The organism is Enorma sp. (assembly GCF_982429025.1).
The window spans coordinates 1-19071 of the sequence record NZ_CEWCAA010000042.1 but is presented as its reverse complement, the minus strand read 5'-3'; the positions used below and the strand labels follow the sequence as shown (position 1 = coordinate 19071).

Genomic DNA, 19071 nt, shown 5'->3' with positions numbered 1-19071 from the left:
CCCGCCTCGTATGCCCATCCTGCGGGAATGGCTGCCGATCGCCTGTTCTGGCTCGTCCCTTCGGTGGGGGGCCCGCAGCTTCGCACGGCCGACCTCCGTGCCTTCTCTCGCGCGGCGCAGGAGGCCGGCGCGCTTCTCATCGTGGACAATACGCTCATGACGGTCTACGGGTGCCATCCGTTGATGCAGGGTGCGCATATCTGCATCGAGAATCTCGATGCTATGGTTGACGCGCCGCTCGAGGAGCCTGTTGTCGCCGTTTCGGTGGCCCGCTCCCTTGCCCGTCGCGGTCGCCGCCACCTCGCCGATCCACGTGCCGAGGATGCGCATCGTCTGCTCTCGTTCGGGTTTGGATCCCCTGATGCCGTGGAGCCCCAGAGTGCTCCGGCGGGGGAGGACCTCACTGCCATCGATGCCGCTCTCGATTCGCTCGCTGCCCGTATGCAGCCCCGTTTCGACGGTGCGAACGCAATCGCCTCATATCTTTCCTGCCATGCCGCTGTTGGTTGCGTGCGCTATCCCGCGCTCGCAACGCACCCCGACCACCTGCTCGCGCCTACGGTCCTCGAGCATGGCTTCGGTCCTGCGGTGTCGTTTTGTTTGAGGGGTGCTCCTGCTGAGAGCATGCGGGCGCAGGCGACGCGCTTTGCTGCCCTGTTTGAGGAAGCGCGCGTCGCATCTGCCGAGTCTTTCGCGGCTGCTTCCACAGGAGAATCCGTGGTGTTCGACGCGCCGGCATCGGCCTTTGATAAGACGCGCCGGACGCACATCGTGCCCGTAGCCGATTCCAAGACCTGCTGTCTCAGGCTCTATATGGGTGCCGAGCACCCGCTTTCTATCGTGGATAGCCTGGACCAGGCGCTTCGTCTCTTCTGCAACCCTCCCGAGCCCTAAGGGCGCGCGGCTCTGGCCGCTTCTCGTCTCGCCATATAACCTGCTTATCCATACATCGGGGAGGGTGTCATGGATTCCCTGTTTTCCACCGCCGACCTTGTTCAGGCGGTCGTTCTGGGTGTTGCGCTCGCTATGGACGCCATGGCGGTGACGCTGTCCAATTCGCTTTGCGAACCGGATATGCCTGCGTCCAAGAAGCTCGCGATGCCCGTCATGTTCGCTCTATTCCAGATGGCCATGCCCATTGCGGGCTTTTTCGGCGGCACGCTTGTGGCTCCGCTCATCGAGGCGTATGCCGGCATCGTATCGCTCGTCATCCTTGCGTTCGTGGGCGGGAAGATGGTTTGGGAGGCGGTGCGCGAGCTTCATGAGCCCGAGCAATGCCCTGCCACGCGGCTTACGTACGGCATGATCTTCTTCGAGGCAATCGCGACTTCGATCGACGCCTTCATCGTTGGCGTCTCACTTGCGGCTGCTGGCGCGAACATCGTGCTTTACGGCGCTGCCATCGGCGTGACGACGCTTTTGTGCTGCCTCATCGTGCTCGCCATAGGCAGGCGCCTCGGCGCGCATTTCGGACCCAAGGCAGAGATTGCCGGCGGTATCGTGCTCATTATCATCGGCCTCAGGGCGTTCTTGTCGTAAGCGGGGTGCGCTGCGCTTGCTGCCTGCCGTTTCCATCCGTCTTCATCATCCTTGCTTCGGTCCTGAAACCTCGGCGTGCTTCCGCGTGCAGGGAGTATAGGCGTATCTGTACTGGCGCGGATTTGTGCATGTTGTCAAACGTTGCCTCCTCATAGAACCGTTCACGATTCTGCTGAAAATCATTCATAGGTACGCTGAGTGTGACCTTTATGCCATATTCATCATGTTTGTGCACGATTTGCCATGTGGTGCTGTCTTGTTTCGCGCTCGGCCGTCAGTGCTCGACTTGCGGACGGCTGACGGGCCGTACTCGTTCCGCGGGTCCGTTTGCTTTGCTTACCCTGCTGGCGAGTGATGCGCCTCCCGTTTCGTTCCGCTTGCCTTCGTTGAGCATTTCCTTGGCCAGGGTCTTGGATTACCATAGGCGCACCCATTAAACTTCCGGGGGGCGATGATGCCATGGCATATGATCGTAAGAATAGGGAAGGCCATGGCTATTGCGCTGTGGTGCTTGGAGGGCAGGCGGCGCACGAGCTCTATCGGCGCTCGGACCTTGCTCCTCTCATCGAGCATTCTCCGCGCGTTCCTGCTCGTCAGATTGTCCATCGCGTGTCCATGCCCTCGCGCGCGAGTGCGGCTCGCATTGCCGATGCGCTCGCGTGCGCGACCCCATTGAGCTGCGTGGTGCGCGAGGCGAAGGAGCGCCGGACAAATCGGCTCGCATACGGTCAGGTTTTCCGGGATTTGGAAAGCGGTGACGTCTTAGAACTGGATCGCGGCCTCTATGTGCTTTCTCCGGAGCTCTTGTATGTACAGCTTGCGCGTGGGGCGGACGCCGCGATGCTCTGGATGCTCGCATCTGAGTTCATCGGCAGCTATGGAATCGATCACGAGATGCTGAAAAAGGGCCATACGTCTGAGGAAGCCCTGTTTGAACGCACGCCGCTCACGTCATCCGATCGTCTGATGGCGTGCGTCGAGCGGGCTTCGGCTGGGAAGAGGTCGCTTGCCCAGCGCGTTGCCATGCTGATGCTGCCCGGTGCGCGTTCACCCAAGGAGGCTCAGCTCGCTGCTCTGTTTTCGCTGCCGCGTCGATGGGGTGGACGAGGAATTCGTGGCGTCGAACTCAATCATACGTTCCTTCTCTCATCGCAAGCGCGGCGCATTGCGGGACGGGGCGAGCTTGAGGGAGACTTGTACATCCCCTCCATCGATGAAGACGTCGAATACGATAGTGACCTCTTCCATGCAAGTGATGAACGGCGAGAGCTCGATATCCGCAAGGTGAATGCGTTACGCAGCATGGGCGTGGGAGTGCATACGGTGACGCGATCGCAGCTGTACAACTGGCCGGTGTTCAATGCGCTTGCCGATTCTCTTGCTGCGCGAGCGATACGCGGATTCCGCCCTGCGAGTTCGGCCATCAAGCTTCGTCAGTACGAGCTATGGCACGCGCTGCTGTTCCGTGATGAGGAGCATGGCAGATAGCGGATGGTAAAACCGTTCACAAACTTGCCTAATAACGTTCATAGTCGTGGTGAGTGCGCTAAGCCAGTAGCATTCAGTACCTTTATGAATGATTGTGCCGGGCGAGGCCGGTTGTCGTGAGGAAATGGGCCCGAGCGCGCGAAGGGGCGGACGACGGGTGCAGGTGAACGTGCGGAAGGCCCGACACGCGCCGTTTGCCGCGCGGAAGACCCGGGCGCGGCGTTCAGCGCGCGGGCGGTCACCGACCCGAACGCGCGGGCGGGCGAAAGGTCGAGCGTGCACGTATCCCCATCTTTGTTGATTCGGTTCTGCCTCGGGCACGCCGGGGACGGAGAGGGTGCATACGCTACAATGGACGCCGAATCGCTCAGCCAAGCGGTTCGAAGCGAAGACGTGCGGCAGGACGCGGCGCCGCTGAGCCCGCGGACGGATCGCACCCAACCACAAGGAGGAGTATCCATGGCCATGTTTTTCCCCGGTGAGTCCCATACGTTCTCTGAGTACCTGCTGGTGCCCGGATACTCGTCTTCCGAGTGCGTTCCCGCAAACGTATCGCTCAAGACCCCGCTCGTGCGCTTCAAGCGCGGCGAGGAGCCCTCGATCTCTCTTAACGTCCCGATGGTTTCCGCCATCATGCAGTCCGTTTCGGGCGAGCAGATGGGCATCGCGCTCGCTACTGAGGGCGGCATGTCCTTCATCTACGGTTCGCAGACGCCCGAGCAGGAAGCCGCGATGGTCAAGGCCGTGAAGGACCACAAGGCCGGGTTCGTGGTCTCCGACTCCACCCTCACGCCCGGAATGACGATGCAGGAGGTCATGGATCTCAAGGAGAAGACCGGCCACTCCACCATGCCCGTCACCGAGGACGGCACGCCGCACGGCAAGCTGCTCGGCATCGTGACCAGCCGCGACTACCGTCCGAGCCGCGATGATCCGTCGTCCAAGGTCGCTACGTTCATGACTCCGCGCGAGCAGCTCATCGTGGGCGACAAGGACATCACCCTCAAGAAGGCGAACGACGTCATTTGGGATAAGAAGCTCAACGCCCTGCCTGTCGTTGACGAGAACGATTGCCTGCTCGGTATCGTGTTCCGCAAGGACTACGACTCCCATAAGACCAACCCCAACGAGATGCTCGATGCCAACAAGCGCTACATGGTGGGCGCGGGCATTAACACGCGTGACTACGAGACGCGCGTGCCGCTGCTCATCGAGGCCGGCGCCGATGCCCTCTGCATCGACTCCTCCGAGGGCTTCAGCGAGTGGCAGAAGCGCACCATCGCGTGGATTCGCGAGAACTACGGCGAGGACGTCAAGGTGGGCGCTGGCAACGTGGTCGATGCCGAGGGCTTCCGCTTCCTGGCCGATTGCGGCGCGGACTTCATCAAGGTCGGTATCGGCGGCGGCTCCATCTGCATCACGCGCGAGACCAAGGGCATCGGCCGTGGCCAGGCCACGGCGCTTATCGATGTGTGCCGCGCTCGCGATGAGTACTTCGAGGAGACCGGTATCTATGTGCCCGTGTGCTCCGACGGCGGTATCGTCTATGACTACCACATGACGCTTGCGCTCGCCATGGGCGCCGACTTCCTCATGCTTGGCCGCTACTTCGCGCGCTTCGATGAGAGCCCCACAGCCCGCGTGAACGTGAACGGCCAGTACATGAAGGAGTACTGGGGCGAGGGCTCCGCCCGTGCTCGCAACTGGCAGCGTTATGACCTCGGTGGCGCGGCCAAGCTCGCCTTCGAGGAGGGCGTCGACTCCTACGTGCCCTATGCCGGCTCGCTCAAGGACGGCGTGAACTCCACGCTGTACAAGATCAAGTCCACGATGTGCAACTGCGGCGCGCTCACGATTAAGGAGCTGCAGGATAAGGCGAGGCTCACGCTCGTTTCGTCCACCTCGATCGTCGAGGGCGGCGCTCACGACGTCGTGGTGAAGGACCGCAACCATCAGATGGTGAGCTATCAGTAAGGAGAGCTCTAAGCTGAGGCCAGGGGCCCGCAGCTGAGACGGTGCTGCGGCAGGACGACATAGTTCCAGATGTACATCTCAGGCGGTTTCCGTGTATGCGGGCCGCCTGTCCTCGTCTCGCTCAAATGCTTGTCGCCGCTCATTCTTATGCGGAGGATCTGCCTTCGTAGGCCCTCGATGGGTTTCGGGGCGATCGATTACCTGATGTGTCCTGGGCATCGATTACTGCTTGCCTGCTCCGTCTGCACTTCCTCGGCTTGGTTTATCATCGGCTTGAGGAGTTGATGGTATGTTTTGCACGAATTGTGGCGCTGCCCTTCCCGATGATGCGAAGTACTGCACTTCATGCGGTGCCCCCGCACCGGTGTTGGGCGATGAAGAGGTGGCGGGCTCGGGAGAAGGTGCGCCGGTAGATGTTGATGTCCCCGCGTTTGACGAGCCTACGAAGCTGGAAGATGCTTCCGCGCCAAAGCGCAGGGGCATGCGTCCGGCTGCCGTTGCGGCGATAGCCATCGCCGTCGTGGCCGTGCTGGTAGGAGGAGGGGTGCTCACGTGGCACTTCTTCTTCAATGCTCCGGCGCGCGAGTCGACGATCGAGCGCGTCGATTTTGAGCAGCCCACGACGAAAGACGATGCGACGAGCGGCGACGCCGATGCGGAAGGTGGCGCGCAAGCCGAAGGCGCCGATGCAGAGGCTGACGATTCGATATCGACGGGTAACGGGGCCGACGCCGCTTCGGCTGACGGCACGGATTCCGGTTCCTCGCTAGGCGCATCCCCATCGGGCGGTTCCGATGAGTCCTCTTCCGATGCTTCCTCTTCCCAGGACTATATTTTGCCAAACAGCTCCACCGAGCTCATCTCCGAGCAAGATCTTGAGGGCCTTTCAGATTGGGAGCTCTACATCGCGCGGAACGAGATCTACGCGCGGCATGGGCGCGGCTTCAAGAATAAAGACCTCCAGGAGTATTTCGGCAGCAAGTCGTGGTACGTCGAGCGCTATACCCCCGATGAGTTCGACGCGAACCCCACGTTGAGCGATATTGAGCTGCAAAATGTCGAGACGATCCATAACGTCGAGAAAGCGCGCGGATCATCGCACGCATAGGGGGCTGTTCTTTGTTAATGGGGAAGGTTGGCGATGTTGCCGACTACCATGGGTGTATACATGGGTTGCCTCCTGTGAACGAGGAAGATCGTCTGGACGGGGGCAGTTCTGATTCTTGCTCTCTCTGATCAGAGAGGCGGCGCGCGCCCTATTCCTGGTTGGTGCGTCAACAAATAGTTGCAGAGGCTGCCCGCTGCCGTGAGCGTCGCGGGCAGGAGGGCTGTCTCACGTGCGCTCTTTCCAGCCTGCGCTGTCTTTCCGCATCCTCGGTGGGGTTTAGCGTGTTTCTTGTGTGAGGAAACCGTATACTCGTGTTGCGCAACTACAGAGCTTGAACGCATCTTGGGGAGGGGGTACCGGTGGAGCGCGATATGTTGACGCTCGATGACCTTGACCGCTCTTTGCAGGGCAACGACGGGGTGTCGCGTGTGGAAGGGGAGGACGGGGCCTCCTTTGCCGCTGAAGATGAACCGAATGCTCTCGGCCACGCCGTGCATGAGGCGAAAGACCACGAGGGACCTGGTGAGGAACCTCTCGAGAATGATGCCTGGGATGCAAACTTCTCTGAGGACGATGAGCGTACTGAGGACGATGTCCAAGAGGATGAAGGATTTCCTGCGGGCATAAGCCTTGCAGAAGACGATATCGAGGACGACGAGGAGCTTCCTGGCCGCGATATCGAGGACGACGAGGAGGAGGTTCCTGTCCGCGATATCGAAGAAGACGACGAACCGGATGGCTCAGAGGTGCGCGACCGCGCTGCCCGTGCGGTTCAGCAGGCCCTGTCGCTGGTCGTGGAGCACCAGACGGCCTCGGCAATTATTGCGTTCGCGCTTGTATCGGTCTTTGTCATCGGAGCTTTGACCTTCGCGTTCACGCGTATGTTCGCCTATGATCGCGGGGTCCTGCGTGAGGAGAAAGAGGTTTCCGAGAACCTTCTGCCCGTTGAGCATGCCGAGCTTCCGCATCTCGGCCTCCGCATTGATGGCATCTCAACGTCGGCTGCTCCGAATATCGTTGTGCACGTGCGGGTCGATGCGCTCCCGGAGGCGGGGTATCCACCGCTCGCCCCTGAGCAGTTCGCGCTGAGCGAGTCGACTGGCGAGGGCGAGGCGGCAAGCGTGGCTCTCGCGAACTTCAGCTACGACCAGGGCACGGGGGTGTGTACGTTCTCATACGCCACGCCCGTTGCTGATGCCGCTGCTCGGCGAACGCTTTCCGTCAAGCTTCTTCCCGAAAGCGGCTATCGGGGTGGTTGCTCGATAACCTATTCGTGTGCCTAGGAACTGTTGATTTTTCTTCGGGCGATTGGGATTGCAGCTTTTGGGCACTTCGGGGCGGAGGGTCCGGGTAGCCGCGCTGCTGCCGGGAGGGCGCCGGCTCTCTGATCTGCGCCTTTCTCTCCATCCCGCTCGCCTGTACCCGCCCGCCGCACGAGGAAGTGCCCAAAAGTTGATACCTCGACGGGACGGACGACTCCGGAGCCCCATAATCAGCGTCTCCCCTGGGAAACGCCGACCATTGCCCTTGGGCCTCCGCCGCTTCGTCCCATAGGCGGTAAGCGACGCTTCCCGAGCAGTACCTGCGAAATGAAATCCGCTCAGGACTGCCCTGGGCTGGGCTTCCGGCTCAACGCAAATCCGTTTTCGCGCCGTGCCTCCTAGCGTTTCTGGGCATGGCGCGCATTTGTGCGGCCTACGTTTTTGCTGTGCGCATTTGTGTGGCGTGCCTCTATGCTGCGCGCTTCCGCCCTTGGCAATCCGACCCTGTTATTCGCCTAGAGTGCTGCTAGAATGTTGAACGTTACCGACGTTCAACCACAGGGAGCGAGCATGTGCGACCACTGCACCCAAACGCATAACGAGATTCCGCCCTATGATGCCCATGCCATCGAGGCGAAATGGCAGAAGGCTTGGGAGGACGAGAACCTCTTCGCCGTGGACGAGGACCCTTCGAAGCCTAAGAAGTACGTACTGGAGATGTTCCCGTATCCGTCGGGCGACCTCCACATGGGTCATGCGCGCAACTACACCATCGGCGATGCCATGGCGCGGCAGGCGCGGATGCGCGGCTTCGATGTGCTGCATCCCATCGGGTTCGACGCCTTCGGCCTTCCTGCGGAGAACGCCGCCATCAAGCACAATACCCAGGCGGGGGAATGGACCTATAAGAACATGGACCAGGCGCTCGCCACGATGAAGCGCATGGGCTTCTCCTACGATATGGATCGCCTGGTGAAGACCTGCGACCCCGACTATTACAAGTGGGGTCAGTGGATTTTCGAGAAGCTTTGGGAGCGCGGGCTCGTCTACCGCAAAAAGAGCCCGGTCAACTGGTGCCCCGGCTGCAACACCGTGCTCGCGAACGAGCAGGTTACGGAAGGCCATTGCTGGCGTTGCGGATCGGTGCCCGAGAAGCGCGAGCTCGAACAGTGGTACTTCAAGATCACCGATTACGCTCAGGAGCTCTTGGATGACCTCGAGAAGCTTCCCGGATGGCCTGAGCGCGTGAAGCAGATGCAGGCTAACTGGATCGGCCGCTCCGAGGGGGCCGAGGTCGATTTCACCCTTTGTGATGCGGATGGGCAGCCCATTCAGGGCGATGAGGGCAAGATCACCGTCTTCACCACCCGTGCCGACACGCTCTTCGGTTGCACGTTCTTCCTGCTCGCGCCTGAGTACAAGGGACTCATGGAGCTCGTCGAGGGCACTGAATACGAGGCCGATGTGCGCGCGGTCGTTGCGGGCGCCGAGAAGGTTTCCGCCGTGGAGCGCGCTCAGGGCACGCTCGAGAAGCACGGTGCCTTCACCGGTCGCTACGTGGTGAACCCGGTTTCCGGCCAGAAGGTTCCCGTGTGGGTGGCCGACTACATCGTTTCCGACTACGGTACCGGCGCCGTCATGGCCGTTCCCTGCGGCGACCAGCGCGACTTCGAGTTCGCTCGCAAGTACGACCTGCCCATCGTTCCCATCATCCTCATGGACGATGAGCGCGAGGCGCTTGAGGAGGCCGGCGAGTCCATCGATACCTACCATGCCGAGACGGTCGATTGGGAGAGCGCGCACGCCGCCGAGGGCACACTCGTGCAGTCTGGCAAATATACCGGTATGCGTGGTGGCAAGCACTCCGAGGGCGAGGCCGCGATCGTGGCCGACCTCGAGGCTGCCGGTACCGGCCGCCGTTCCGTGCAGTTCCGCCTGCGCGACTGGCTCATCAGCCGCCAGCGCTACTGGGGTAACCCCATTCCCGCGGTGCACTGCGAACATTGCGGCATCGTGCCCGTTCCCGAGGACCAGCTGCCGGTGACGCTCCCGGCGAACCTCGATCTGGGCGCCGGCGAGACCCTTGCCGAGTGCAAGGAATTCTACGAGACGACCTGCCCTGTATGCGGCCGTCCCGCTCGTCGCGAGACCGATACCATGGACACCTTTACCTGCTCCAGCTGGTACTACCTGCGCTACTGCGATCCACATAACGAAAAGCTCCCCTTCTCCAAGGAGGCTGCAGACCGCTGGATGCCGGTCGATAACTATATCGGTGGCATCGAGCACGCCATCCTGCATCTGCTCTACAGCCGCTTCTTTACCAAGGCCCTGCGCGACCTTGGCATGCTCGATGTTGACGAGCCCTTCACTAACCTGCTCTGCCAGGGCATGGTCAAAGACGCTAACGGCGAGACCATGTCTAAGAGCAAGGGCAACGTGGTGCCGCCGTCGAGCGTCATCGATCCGTTTGGTGCAGACACCATGCGCCTGGCGATCCTCTTCATCGCTCCGCCCGAGAAGGACTTCGATTGGGATGAAGAGGCCGTGGCAGGCGCCAACCGCTTCATCAAGCGCGCGTGGCGCATCGTGTGGCAGCTCGCCAACGCCGGTGACGCCTCAGCAAGGCTCATCCCGGGGTCGCTCGATGCGGCTGCGAAGAAGCTCTATCGGGAGCGCCATCGCACGCTCGCCAAGTGCACCGAGGACTTCGATCGCCAGCAGTTCAATACCGCGATCAGCGCCATCATGGAGCTTGTGAACGCTGCGAGCGCCTACCTCAACGCGACCGACGCCGCACCCGAGGCGCGCGACGCCGCACTGTGCTGGCTCGTCGCAAGCGATATCGTGAGCTCGCTCGCGCCGATCTGCCCGTTCTGGGCCGACGAGCTCTGGCACGAGGCACTCGGCCACACCGAGAGCGTCTACACCGCGCCGTGGCCGGAGTTCGACATCGCCGAGGCCGCGACCGATACGGTCGAGATTGCCGTTCAGGTGCTTGGCAAGCTGCGCAGCCGCGTGGAGATTTCCGCGACGGCCACGCAAGACGAGATGCGTGCTGCCGCCGAGGAGGCTGCCGCCAAGTGGATTGACGGCAAGACGGTCGTGAAGGCGATCTGTGTCCCCGGTAAGCTGGTCAATTTGGTCGTCAAATAGCGCTGCGGCTTATTTAGCCATGCGATCTTGACATTCAATGGGGGCGGGATGACCTTCGGGCTATCCCGCCCCCATTTCATGTCAACTTCGCGCACCTGAATCAGCCTCGCCGACCTGATGGGGGTGCCTGCCTGCCGTTTACTCGTCGGTCGCCGCTGTAAGGTACCCCGTGTGCGGCGGTCCGCGGTATCTTAGCTGCCCTTGCCAAGATGCCCGCAATAGAATTGTCGAAAGAAATATCCAAAACTGTAGGCATCTTTCTACAATTCTTACGATAATTATTCAAAAGGGCGACGATTGCGAGCAAGAGGCCGTGTGGCAGTTTCCCCTGGCACCAATGTCGCCCGATTACCGCCCGACTGCCGCCCGACTACCGCGCGGCTGTCGCCCGATTACCGCCCGACTGCCGCCCGACTGCCATATCTGGCTTTTCCGCGGCCGCTCGGGGCGTTTCCGCCGTCGCCTGACCGTTCGCCGACAGGGATTGTGTGATATTTGAGGAGGAAATGGCAGGCGCGGCCACCCTCGAATGACCTCAACAGCCCATCTGACCTGCCTGTGCTATGCTTGCACGGTAATCAGTCTGCATGAGAAAGGAGTGGGGCTTCGGCCTCGCTTCTTTTTTATTGAGGAGGTGTCGCATGGTCAAGAGCAAGCAGGAGCAGCTCATCATCGACGAGCTCGAGAGGCTCGCGCCCGAGCACGGCGTCGACATCGTTGACGTTGAGCTCGCTGGTGCCACCAAGGCCCCGTGCGTGCGCGTTCGCATCGAAGGAGCCGAGGGGGAAGCGCTCTCGCTCGACGAGGTAACCGCGCATACGGCATGGGTGAGCGAGGTCGTTGAGGCGATCGACCCCGTATCGGGCTCCTACACGCTCGAGGTCTCCACGCCCGGCATCGATCGTCCGCTTCGCCGTCCGAGCGACTTCCAGCGTTTCGTCGGCGAGCGCTGCGAGCTCACCACCACTGCGACCGAGGGACGTCGCCGTTTCAAGGGTGCGATCATGACGGCCGACGAGGACGCCGTCACGCTCGAGCTCGAGGGCGAGGAGCCTGTGCGCATCCTCTATACCGATGTAAAGAAGTGCACGCTGAAGCCGGTCATCGACTTCGGCCGGAAGGAAGGGAAATAAACCATGGCATCCCAGATGATGGAGGCATTGGCAGAGCTCTGCCAGGATAAGCATATCGACCAGGGCGCGCTCATCAACGAGCTCGAGCAGTCGCTCGCCGATAGCTACGCTACGGTCCTGCACCTTCCGTTCGGCGCCGAGGTCACGATCGACCGCGCTACGGGCAAGGTCTATGTGTACGAGCGCGTTCCCGTCGAGGAATCCTACGACGAGGAGACCGACGAGTACACCGAGTACACCAAGAAGAACGTGACTCCCAAGGATACGAGCCGCATCGCTGCCCAGCACGCCAAGGCGGCCATCAACGCGCTTGTGCGCAAGAGCGCGCGCGAGCAGATCTTCGAGGAGTTCAGCGATCGCATCGGCGACATCATCACCGGTACGGTGCTGCAGTCCACGCCCGATTTCACCATCGTGAAGATCCGCGACGGCGTTGAGGCCGAGCTTCCGCACTTCGACCTGCGCCGGCATGAGGGCGAGCGCAACGAGCGCCCGCTCGGCGAGCGCTACTCGCATAACCAGCGCATCCGCGCCGTGATCATCGACGTGCGCGACCCCAACTCCACCGAGCCCCCCGTGCGCGGCGAGCATTCGCGCCCGCCGATCGTGGTGAGCCGAACCCATCCTGCGCTCATCAGGCGACTCTTCGAGCTCGAGGTTCCCGAGATCTACGAGGGCACGGTCGAGATCAAGTCCATCGCCCGTGAGCCTGGCCAGCGCTCCAAAGTCGCTGTTCGCTCGCTCGACGATCGCCTCGACCCCGTGGGCGCCTGCGTGGGCCCCAAGGGAAGCCGTGTGCGTACGGTCGTCTCGGAGCTTCGCGGCGAGCGCGTCGACGTCATCCTGTGGGATGAGGATCCCGGCCGCTACGTTGCCAACGCCCTCTCGCCCGCGAAGGTGAATCGCGTGCTCATCGACGAGGAGAAGCGCTATGCCGGCGTCATCGTGCCCGATGACCAGCTCTCGCTCGCTATCGGTAAGGAGGGCCAGAACGCCCGCTTGGCCGCGCGCCTTACGGGCTGGCACATCGACATCAAGAACGAGACGCTCGCCCAGGACATCCTGAGCCACGTGAACGTGCCCGCTCCCGCGGATGACGACCTCATCGATGATGACGAGCCGGGGCGCTGCGCCTACGTGAGCGAGGACGGCGTGCGCTGCCGCAACCAGGCGCGTCCGGGCTCGCGGTTCTGCGGCGTGCATGAGTCCGATGCCATCGCGACTGCGGAGGACCTCATCTAGCGGGTCGGGGGCGACCCGCCCCACCCATTCGACCCGTTGGAAGCTGTGGCGCGCGAGCGCCGGGAGGTAGGTGAAGGCAAATGGCGAAAATCCGTGTTTCAAGCCTTGCCAAGGAATTTGGAATGCCGTCGAAGGAGCTCATCGGGTATCTCGATGACATGAAGATCACCGGCAAGACCGCTTCTTCGTCGCTTGAGGACGTGTTCGTCCAGATGGTGCGCAAGAAGCTCGCGCCCGTGCTGGAGGAGCGCGCTGCCGAGCTCGAGGAGAAGCGTCGTGCCGAGGAAGAGGCGGCAGCCGCCGAGGAGGCCGAGCGCGCACGCGAGGCGGAGGCTGAGCGCCTTGCGGCCGAGGCTCGCCGCGAGGAGGAGCGCCGTCAGGCTGCTGCCGCCGCGGCTGCCGAGGAGGCTGCGCGTGCCGCGGCTGCCGAGGCTGCGCGCTTGGAGCGCGAGCGCAGGAAGCAGGAAGAGCTCGAGGCGAAGCGCCGTGCGGTGCCGGCCTCGGATTCCGGCTCGCGCATGCGCTCGCTTCTCGACCAGATCGCTGAGCAGGAGACCGTGCTCGAGGAGCGTAAGAAGGCAGAGGCTGCCAAGCAGGGAGACGATGCCGCTAACGGGCGTGGTCGCAGGGGTGGCAGGCAGGCTGCCCGCCGCGATGACAACCGTCCGGCGCCCACGCACCCCCGTCGTTCCTCGCATGCCCCGTCGGTGCCCGCCGGCATGGACGTTCCGGCGCCTGAAAAGGCCGGCAAGGGCCGTAAGGGCCGCAAGGGTTCGGCGCAGCATACCGAAGAGGACCGCTACACGCGCATGGCCCGCGAGGCCGAGGAGTACAGCCGCGAGAAGGTTCTCGAGGAGGCCCGTGCCGCCGTCGAGGAGGCGAGCCGCGAGTCCACCGGCCGTCGCAAGAAGCGCAAGGAGAAGCGCCAGCGTGAGGCGGAGGAGAAGCGTCAGGAGCAGAAGATGGAGGAGGCCAAGGCGCAGGGCATCTCGGTCGAGGAGCTCGACGCCGTGCGCGTCTCCGAGGGCGTGACCGTGGCCGAGCTTGCCGAGGCGCTCGACGTGCCGGCGAACGACATCATCAAGCGCCTGTTCCTCCTGGGCACCCCGCTCACCATGACGCAGTCCATGTCCAACGAGCTCGTTGAACTTGTGGCCGACGACCTCGGCCGCCAGATCAAGATCATCAGCCCCGAGGAGGAGAACTCCTTCACGTTCTACGACGACCCGGCAGACCTCAAGTCGCGCCCGCCCGTGGTCACCGTCATGGGCCACGTCGACCACGGCAAGACGTCGCTTCTCGACGCCATCCGCCATACCGGTATCGCCGCGCACGAAGCGGGCGGCATCACCCAGCACATCGGTGCGTCTCAGGTCGAGATCAACGGACGCCAGATCACCTTCGTCGACACCCCGGGTCACGAGGCGTTCACCGCCATGCGTGCCCGCGGCGCCAAGATCACCGACGTCGTCGTGCTCGTGGTTGCCGCCGACGACGGCGTCATGCCCCAGACCATCGAGGCGATCAACCACTCGAAGGCCGCCGGCGTGCCCATCGTGGTCGCGGTCAACAAGTGCGATAAGCCCGAGGCCAACCCCGATCGCGTGCGCCAGGAGCTCGTCGAGCACGGCGTCATCCCCGAGGAGTGGGGCGGCGAGAACATGTTCGTGAATGTTTCGGCTCGGTCGCGCCAGGGTATCGATGACCTGCTCGAGACGATTCTTCTCCAGGCCGACGTGCTCGAGCTCAAGGCGAACCCGGATACGTTCGCTTCCGGATACATCATCGAGGCCAAGCTCGACCGCGGCCGCGGTCCGGTGGCGACGGTGCTCGTCAACCGCGGCACGCTGCACGTGGGCGACGCCCTCGTTGCCGGCACGAGCTTCGGCCGCGTGCGCGCCATGCTCGACCAGCACGGCAATCATCAGGATGCCGCCGGTCCATCTGACGCCGTCGAGATCTTGGGCCTCGACTCCGTCCCCACCGCGGGCGACGAGTTCCGCGTGTTCGAGGACGATCGAGACGCCAAGAAGCTTGCCGACGAGCGCGCCCTGAAGGCCCGCATCGAGGAGCAGAACAAGGTCAAGCACGTGACCCTCGAGACCCTCTTCGACGAGATGAGCGAGAACGAGCTCAAGGAGCTCAACCTCGTGGTCAAGGCAGACGTGCAGGGATCGATCGAGGCGCTTGCGGATTCGCTTGCCAAGATGGACCAGTCCGAGGTGCGCATCAACATCATCCACTCTGCGGTGGGTGCCATCTCCGAGACCGACGTCATCCTCGCCGCCGCGTCGAACGCGATCATCGTCGGCTTCGGCGTGCGTCCGCAGGCCAAGGCCCGCGATCTCGCCGAGCGCGAGAACGTGCAGATCAAGACGTACTCGATCATCTACAAGGCAATCGAGGACATCGATGCCGCGCGCATCGGTATGCTCAAGCCAACGGAGGAGGAGATCCAGACCGGTATCGCCGAGGTACGCGAGCTGTTCCGCGTTCCCAAGGTTGGCGTGGTCGCCGGCTGCATGGTCACCGAGGGCGAGATCGAGCGTTCCGACAAGGTCCGCGTCGTTCGCGACGGCGTCGTGGTCTTCGACGGCGTCTTCGCTTCGATGCGCCGCTTCAAGGACGACGTCAAGAGCGTCAAGAGCGGCTACGAGTGCGGTCTCGGCATCGAGCGCTTCCAGGACGTCCACGTTGGCGACCAGCTCGAGGCCTATAAGATCGTTGAGGTCGCACGTACCGAGTAGCGTTGGTTGAGGGGAGGCTCCCATGAAGCAGAACAACGTCACGCGTCGCCTCGCGGAGCAGCTCCGCGAGAAGCTGGGCTACATCTTGCTGTTCGAGATCGCCGATCCGCGTCTCGACCTTGTGACCATAACGGGAGTCGAGGTCTCGCAGGACCGTTCGTATGCGCGCATCTTCGTCTCATGCGAGGGCGCGCGCTACGAGGAGGTCCTCGGCGCCCTCGGCGCGGCCAAGGGCCGCATCCGCAGCCTCTTGGCCCGTGCGCTCGATTGGCGCGTGGTTCCCGAGCTCGATTTCCGTATCGACCGATCCACTGATGAGGCCGAGCGCATCGCGCTTGCGTTGGAGAACGTTCCGCCTACGATCGGGGTCGAGAAGGACGAGGCTGGCTATCCTGTGCAGGAGCTTGATGGCGACGGTGAGGAGGCAGAGGCCGGCGAGCCTCTTGCCGGCGATACAGCTGAATCTGTCGGTGCCTCGGAAAGCGGGGCCATCGATGGATAAGATTCCCCTTGTGCCTGCCCCCGAGGTCCCTCCTGAACGGGCCGATGCATATTGGGGCATCCTTGAGGTCATCGAGGATGCCCAGTCCATCGCCATCTCGGGCCATACCTCTCCCGATGGAGACGCTTTGGGCTCAACGCTCGGCTTGGGCCTTGCCCTACGTGAGCGTTTCCCGAACAAGGAGATCGCCTTCCTCATGGCGGATGATGCTCCCGTCCCGCGGATCTACCGTTTTCTCCCCGGTGCCGAAGAGCTCGTTCCCGCCGTTCGCTATGCCGGAGACCCTGATCTGTTCATTTCTGTTGATTGCCCCGTGCTTGAGCGGCTCGAGGACGCTCGCGAGGTCGTCCAGCGCTCTCGATTCGTGGTGAGCTTCGATCACCATCCTGCCCGCGAGGAGTTTGCCGACTCCTCGATTCGGCGTGTTGATGCCGCCTCCGCTTCGGTGCTCATCGAGGAGTTCCTCTCGTTCTGCACCATTTCGATTTCTCCTGATGTTGCGAACTGCCTGTTCTGCGGGTTGGTGACCGATACTGGGCGCTTCCAGTACCAGAATGCCGATCCGGAGAGCTTCGTAGTTGCATCACGGCTCGTCGCCGCGGGTGCGGAGCCCTCGCGCATCTCGCTCGAGGTCTATCAGAGCCAGCGCATCGAGTACCTGCATCTGGAATCAATCGTCATGGGGCGCATCCGCACGGTTGTGGATGGACGCGTGGCCTTCAGCTACGCGCGTGCGGAGGACCTTGAAGGGTGCGGCGTGTCGCAAGACGAATGCGACGGGCTCGTTGACATCGTTCGCTCGGTAGGCGGGGTGGAGGTCTGTCTCTTCCTCAAGGAATGCGGTTGCGACGGCAAGGTGCGCGGCAACCTGCGATCGAAGGGCCCGCTCGATGTTTCGGGCGTCGCCGCTTCTTTTGGCGGCGGCGGTCATGCTGCGGCAGCGGGATTCACCTATGAGGGAACGATCGAAGAAACCCTTGCCGCGGCGCTTCCGATGCTTGCGGAGCTGGTTGGAGCCGACCCCGCGTCGGTTGGCCCCATCTCCGTCGATCCGGCGCTCTAGGCGGGTGGCGCATGGCAAAGCGTCGCGTCTCACAACTGAATTGTCTCATCGCGGTCGATAAGCCCGTTGGGTGCACATCCCATGACGTCGTGTCCCGTGTGCGCAGGGCGTTGGGGGAGCGCCGCGTGGGGCATGCGGGCACACTCGATCCGCTCGCCTCGGGCGTGATGGTCGTTGGCATCGGGCAGGCGACACGCTTGCTCGGGTTGCTCACGCTCGACACCAAGACGTATGTCGCGGAGATCACCTTCGGGTCCGAGACCTCCACCGACGACGCCGAGGGCGAGGTCGTGCGTGAGGCCGACGTTCATCCCGGCCTGTTCGAGCACGCGGCTGCCGAAGCGGCGTGCAGGAGCGTCCTCGGGCAGCAAATGCAGGTTCCACCGTCGTATTCGGCCATTTCGGTGAACGGGGTGCGTTCATACAAGCGCGCTCGCGCCGGAGAGGACGTCGAACTCGAGGCGCGGCCCATCGAGGTACTCGTCGCAGATCCCATCGCGGTTGTTAACCGCGATGGCGTTCCGGTATGGACGGTCGCCTTCACCGTGAGCAAGGGGACCTATATTCGAGCCCTCGCCCGCGACATGGGCCGCGCGCTCGGTACCGCAGCCCATCTGAGCGCGCTGCGCCGAACCGCTTCCGGCTCGATCGGCCTTGGCTCATGCGTGTCGCTCGATGACCTTGATGTCCGGACGGCATGCGAGCATATGCTCGACCCCGTTCGTGCGCTCGATGTGCCTGCCGTCGTGCTTCCGGAGCGGCTGAGAGAGGATGTGCTCTGCGGAAAACGGCTTTCGAGCAGCATTGCCGTGGGAGTGGATGGGCGCCTCATCGGCGAGGGCGAGCGGTGCGCGCTCGTTTCCGGCGGTTCGCTTGTTGCCCTCGCTGCGGTTCAGGGCAGCGCGCTTGCACCCCGCGATGTGTTTCCGCAGCCTATTGGAGGTGTTGCGCTTTGATGCCATCGATCGGCGAGCTTCGTCGAGATTTCATCGCGTCGGCGCGCGACGTTGCGCCCCTCGTGAGCCTTCCCGAGGTGTCTGGACCCGATTCTTTTGCTGGTGCAGGCGCCTCTCTATTTCCGGACGAAGCGGTGGCGCCATTGTGCGCATTGGGCCCATGCACGATCGCGATCGGCGCCTTCGACGGGTTTCATGCTGGGCACCGCGCGCTCATCGATGCCGCGGTTCGCGATGCGCACGCGCGGGGAATGGCCTCCGTCGCGTTCACCTTCGACCCGGATCCCGATGTTGTTGTGTCTTCACGTCCCGCACGTAGGCTGACCTGCGCATCTGACCGGCATGCGCTGCTCGCCGCCTCTGGCGTGGATGCCGTGGCTTCGATTCCATTTACTCGCGACCTCGCATCGCTCTCCTTCGATGCGTTTCTTTCCATCATGGTCTGCATGGTCTGCGATGTGCGCTCAATTCACGTGGGGAGCAACTTCCGCTTCGGTCGTGGCGGTACGGCGACCGTTGCCGACATGGATGCTTGGTGCTCCCGCAGGGGCATCGACGTATGCGGGCACGACCTTGTCCTTGATGACGGCGAACCCGTTTCTTCCACGCGCATTCGCACCAGCCTGCGCGCGGGCGACCTCGCGCCGGTCGAGCGGGAGCTCGGTCGCCGCTATCTTGTGCGTGGCCGTGTGCAAAGCGGGCGAGGGGAGGGGACCGGTATGGGGTTCCCGACTGCAAACATCGCGGTGGACGGTTCGCTCCAGCTTCCCGTCGAGGGGGTGTACGAGGGGCTCGCTCTCGTGCGGGGTGAGGTCTGGCCCGCCGCGATCAACGTCGGTGTGCCCCCGACGTTCAAAGACCGCGCGCGCTCGGCATCGCTCGAGGCCAACCTCATTGGGTT

Annotated in this window: 14 protein-coding genes; all 14 read left to right on the top strand. The window is 63.0% G+C overall.

Annotated features, from left to right (window positions below; translation table 11 throughout):
• On the top strand, nucleotides 1–894 hold an 894-nt coding region (locus AC1VS5_RS07435), incomplete at its 5' end, for a PLP-dependent transferase (RefSeq protein WP_481218231.1).
• A gap of 69 nt (nucleotides 895–963) precedes the next feature.
• Nucleotides 964–1539 (top strand): manganese efflux pump MntP, encoded by a 576-nt coding sequence (locus AC1VS5_RS07430; protein ID WP_276867984.1) that lies wholly within the window; start codon nucleotides 964–966, stop codon nucleotides 1537–1539.
• A 459-nt stretch (nucleotides 1540–1998) separates the two neighbouring features.
• On the top strand, nucleotides 1999–3027 hold the full coding sequence (locus AC1VS5_RS07425) for a hypothetical protein (protein ID WP_481218230.1): 1029 nt from the start codon (nucleotides 1999–2001) through the stop codon (nucleotides 3025–3027).
• A gap of 459 nt (nucleotides 3028–3486) precedes the next feature.
• Nucleotides 3487–5001 carry an IMP dehydrogenase gene (locus tag AC1VS5_RS07420; RefSeq protein ID WP_481218229.1) on the top strand — a complete coding sequence of 505 codons (1515 nt, stop codon included), beginning with the start codon at nucleotides 3487–3489 and terminating at the stop codon, nucleotides 4999–5001.
• Between the two features lie 289 nt (nucleotides 5002–5290).
• Nucleotides 5291–6109: a YARHG domain-containing protein gene (locus AC1VS5_RS07415; RefSeq protein WP_481218228.1), complete on the top strand. Its 819-nt coding sequence runs from the start codon at nucleotides 5291–5293 to the stop codon at nucleotides 6107–6109.
• A 371-nt stretch (nucleotides 6110–6480) separates the two neighbouring features.
• Entirely contained in the window at nucleotides 6481–7392 is a 912-nt protein-coding gene (locus AC1VS5_RS07410; RefSeq protein WP_481218227.1) for a hypothetical protein, read from the top strand.
• A 549-nt stretch (nucleotides 7393–7941) separates the two neighbouring features.
• On the top strand, nucleotides 7942–10527 hold the full coding sequence (leuS, locus tag AC1VS5_RS07405; protein ID WP_481218226.1) for a leucine--tRNA ligase: 2586 nt from the start codon (nucleotides 7942–7944) through the stop codon (nucleotides 10525–10527).
• 641 nt (nucleotides 10528–11168) lie between these two features.
• On the top strand, nucleotides 11169–11660 hold the full coding sequence (locus AC1VS5_RS07400) for a ribosome maturation factor RimP (RefSeq protein ID WP_481218225.1): 492 nt from the start codon (nucleotides 11169–11171) through the stop codon (nucleotides 11658–11660).
• A 3-nt stretch (nucleotides 11661–11663) separates the two neighbouring features.
• Complete coding sequence (gene nusA / locus AC1VS5_RS07395) at nucleotides 11664–12902, top strand: transcription termination factor NusA (protein WP_481218224.1); 1239 nt, start codon at nucleotides 11664–11666, stop codon at nucleotides 12900–12902.
• Between the two features lie 80 nt (nucleotides 12903–12982).
• A complete protein-coding gene (gene infB, locus AC1VS5_RS07390; RefSeq protein ID WP_481218223.1) occupies nucleotides 12983–15649 on the top strand; it encodes a translation initiation factor IF-2 in 2667 nt (888 codons plus the stop codon).
• 22 nt (nucleotides 15650–15671) lie between these two features.
• Nucleotides 15672–16151, top strand: coding sequence for a 30S ribosome-binding factor RbfA (rbfA, locus tag AC1VS5_RS07385; RefSeq protein ID WP_481218222.1), 480 nt, complete (start codon nucleotides 15672–15674; stop codon nucleotides 16149–16151).
• Nucleotides 16144–17214, top strand: coding sequence for a DHH family phosphoesterase (locus tag AC1VS5_RS07380; RefSeq protein WP_481218221.1), 1071 nt, complete (start codon nucleotides 16144–16146; stop codon nucleotides 17212–17214). Before rbfA ends, AC1VS5_RS07380 begins: the two co-directional genes overlap by 8 nt.
• An 11-nt stretch (nucleotides 17215–17225) precedes the next feature.
• The gene (gene truB, locus AC1VS5_RS07375; RefSeq protein ID WP_481218220.1) at nucleotides 17226–18170 is read left to right on the top strand and encodes a tRNA pseudouridine(55) synthase TruB; all 945 of its coding nucleotides are present in this window, start codon (nucleotides 17226–17228) and stop codon (nucleotides 18168–18170) included.
• The coding region (locus AC1VS5_RS07370) for a riboflavin kinase (RefSeq protein WP_481218219.1) at nucleotides 18170–19071 on the top strand (902 nt) is incomplete at its 3' end. The genes truB and AC1VS5_RS07370, both read left to right, overlap by 1 nt.

Excerpts from the sequence above, each read along its gene's own strand:
- AC1VS5_RS07410 (WP_481218227.1), top strand. The coding sequence starts at position 6,481 with ATGTTGACGCTCGATGACCTTGACCGCTCTTTGCAGGGCAACGACGGG.
- AC1VS5_RS07415 (WP_481218228.1), top strand. The coding sequence starts at position 5,291 with ATGTTTTGCACGAATTGTGGCGCTGCCCTTCCCGATGATGCGAAGTAC.
- leuS (WP_481218226.1), top strand. The coding sequence starts at position 7,942 with ATGTGCGACCACTGCACCCAAACGCATAACGAGATTCCGCCCTATGAT.
- infB (WP_481218223.1), top strand. The coding sequence starts at position 12,983 with ATGGCGAAAATCCGTGTTTCAAGCCTTGCCAAGGAATTTGGAATGCCG.
- truB (WP_481218220.1), top strand. The coding sequence starts at position 17,226 with ATGGCAAAGCGTCGCGTCTCACAACTGAATTGTCTCATCGCGGTCGAT.
- rbfA (WP_481218222.1), top strand. The coding sequence starts at position 15,672 with ATGAAGCAGAACAACGTCACGCGTCGCCTCGCGGAGCAGCTCCGCGAG.
- AC1VS5_RS07430 (WP_276867984.1), top strand. The coding sequence starts at position 964 with ATGGATTCCCTGTTTTCCACCGCCGACCTTGTTCAGGCGGTCGTTCTG.
- AC1VS5_RS07380 (WP_481218221.1), top strand. The coding sequence starts at position 16,144 with ATGGATAAGATTCCCCTTGTGCCTGCCCCCGAGGTCCCTCCTGAACGG.
- AC1VS5_RS07400 (WP_481218225.1), top strand. The coding sequence starts at position 11,169 with ATGGTCAAGAGCAAGCAGGAGCAGCTCATCATCGACGAGCTCGAGAGG.
- nusA (WP_481218224.1), top strand. The coding sequence starts at position 11,664 with ATGGCATCCCAGATGATGGAGGCATTGGCAGAGCTCTGCCAGGATAAG.
- AC1VS5_RS07425 (WP_481218230.1), top strand. The coding sequence starts at position 1,999 with ATGGCATATGATCGTAAGAATAGGGAAGGCCATGGCTATTGCGCTGTG.
- AC1VS5_RS07420 (WP_481218229.1), top strand. The coding sequence starts at position 3,487 with ATGGCCATGTTTTTCCCCGGTGAGTCCCATACGTTCTCTGAGTACCTG.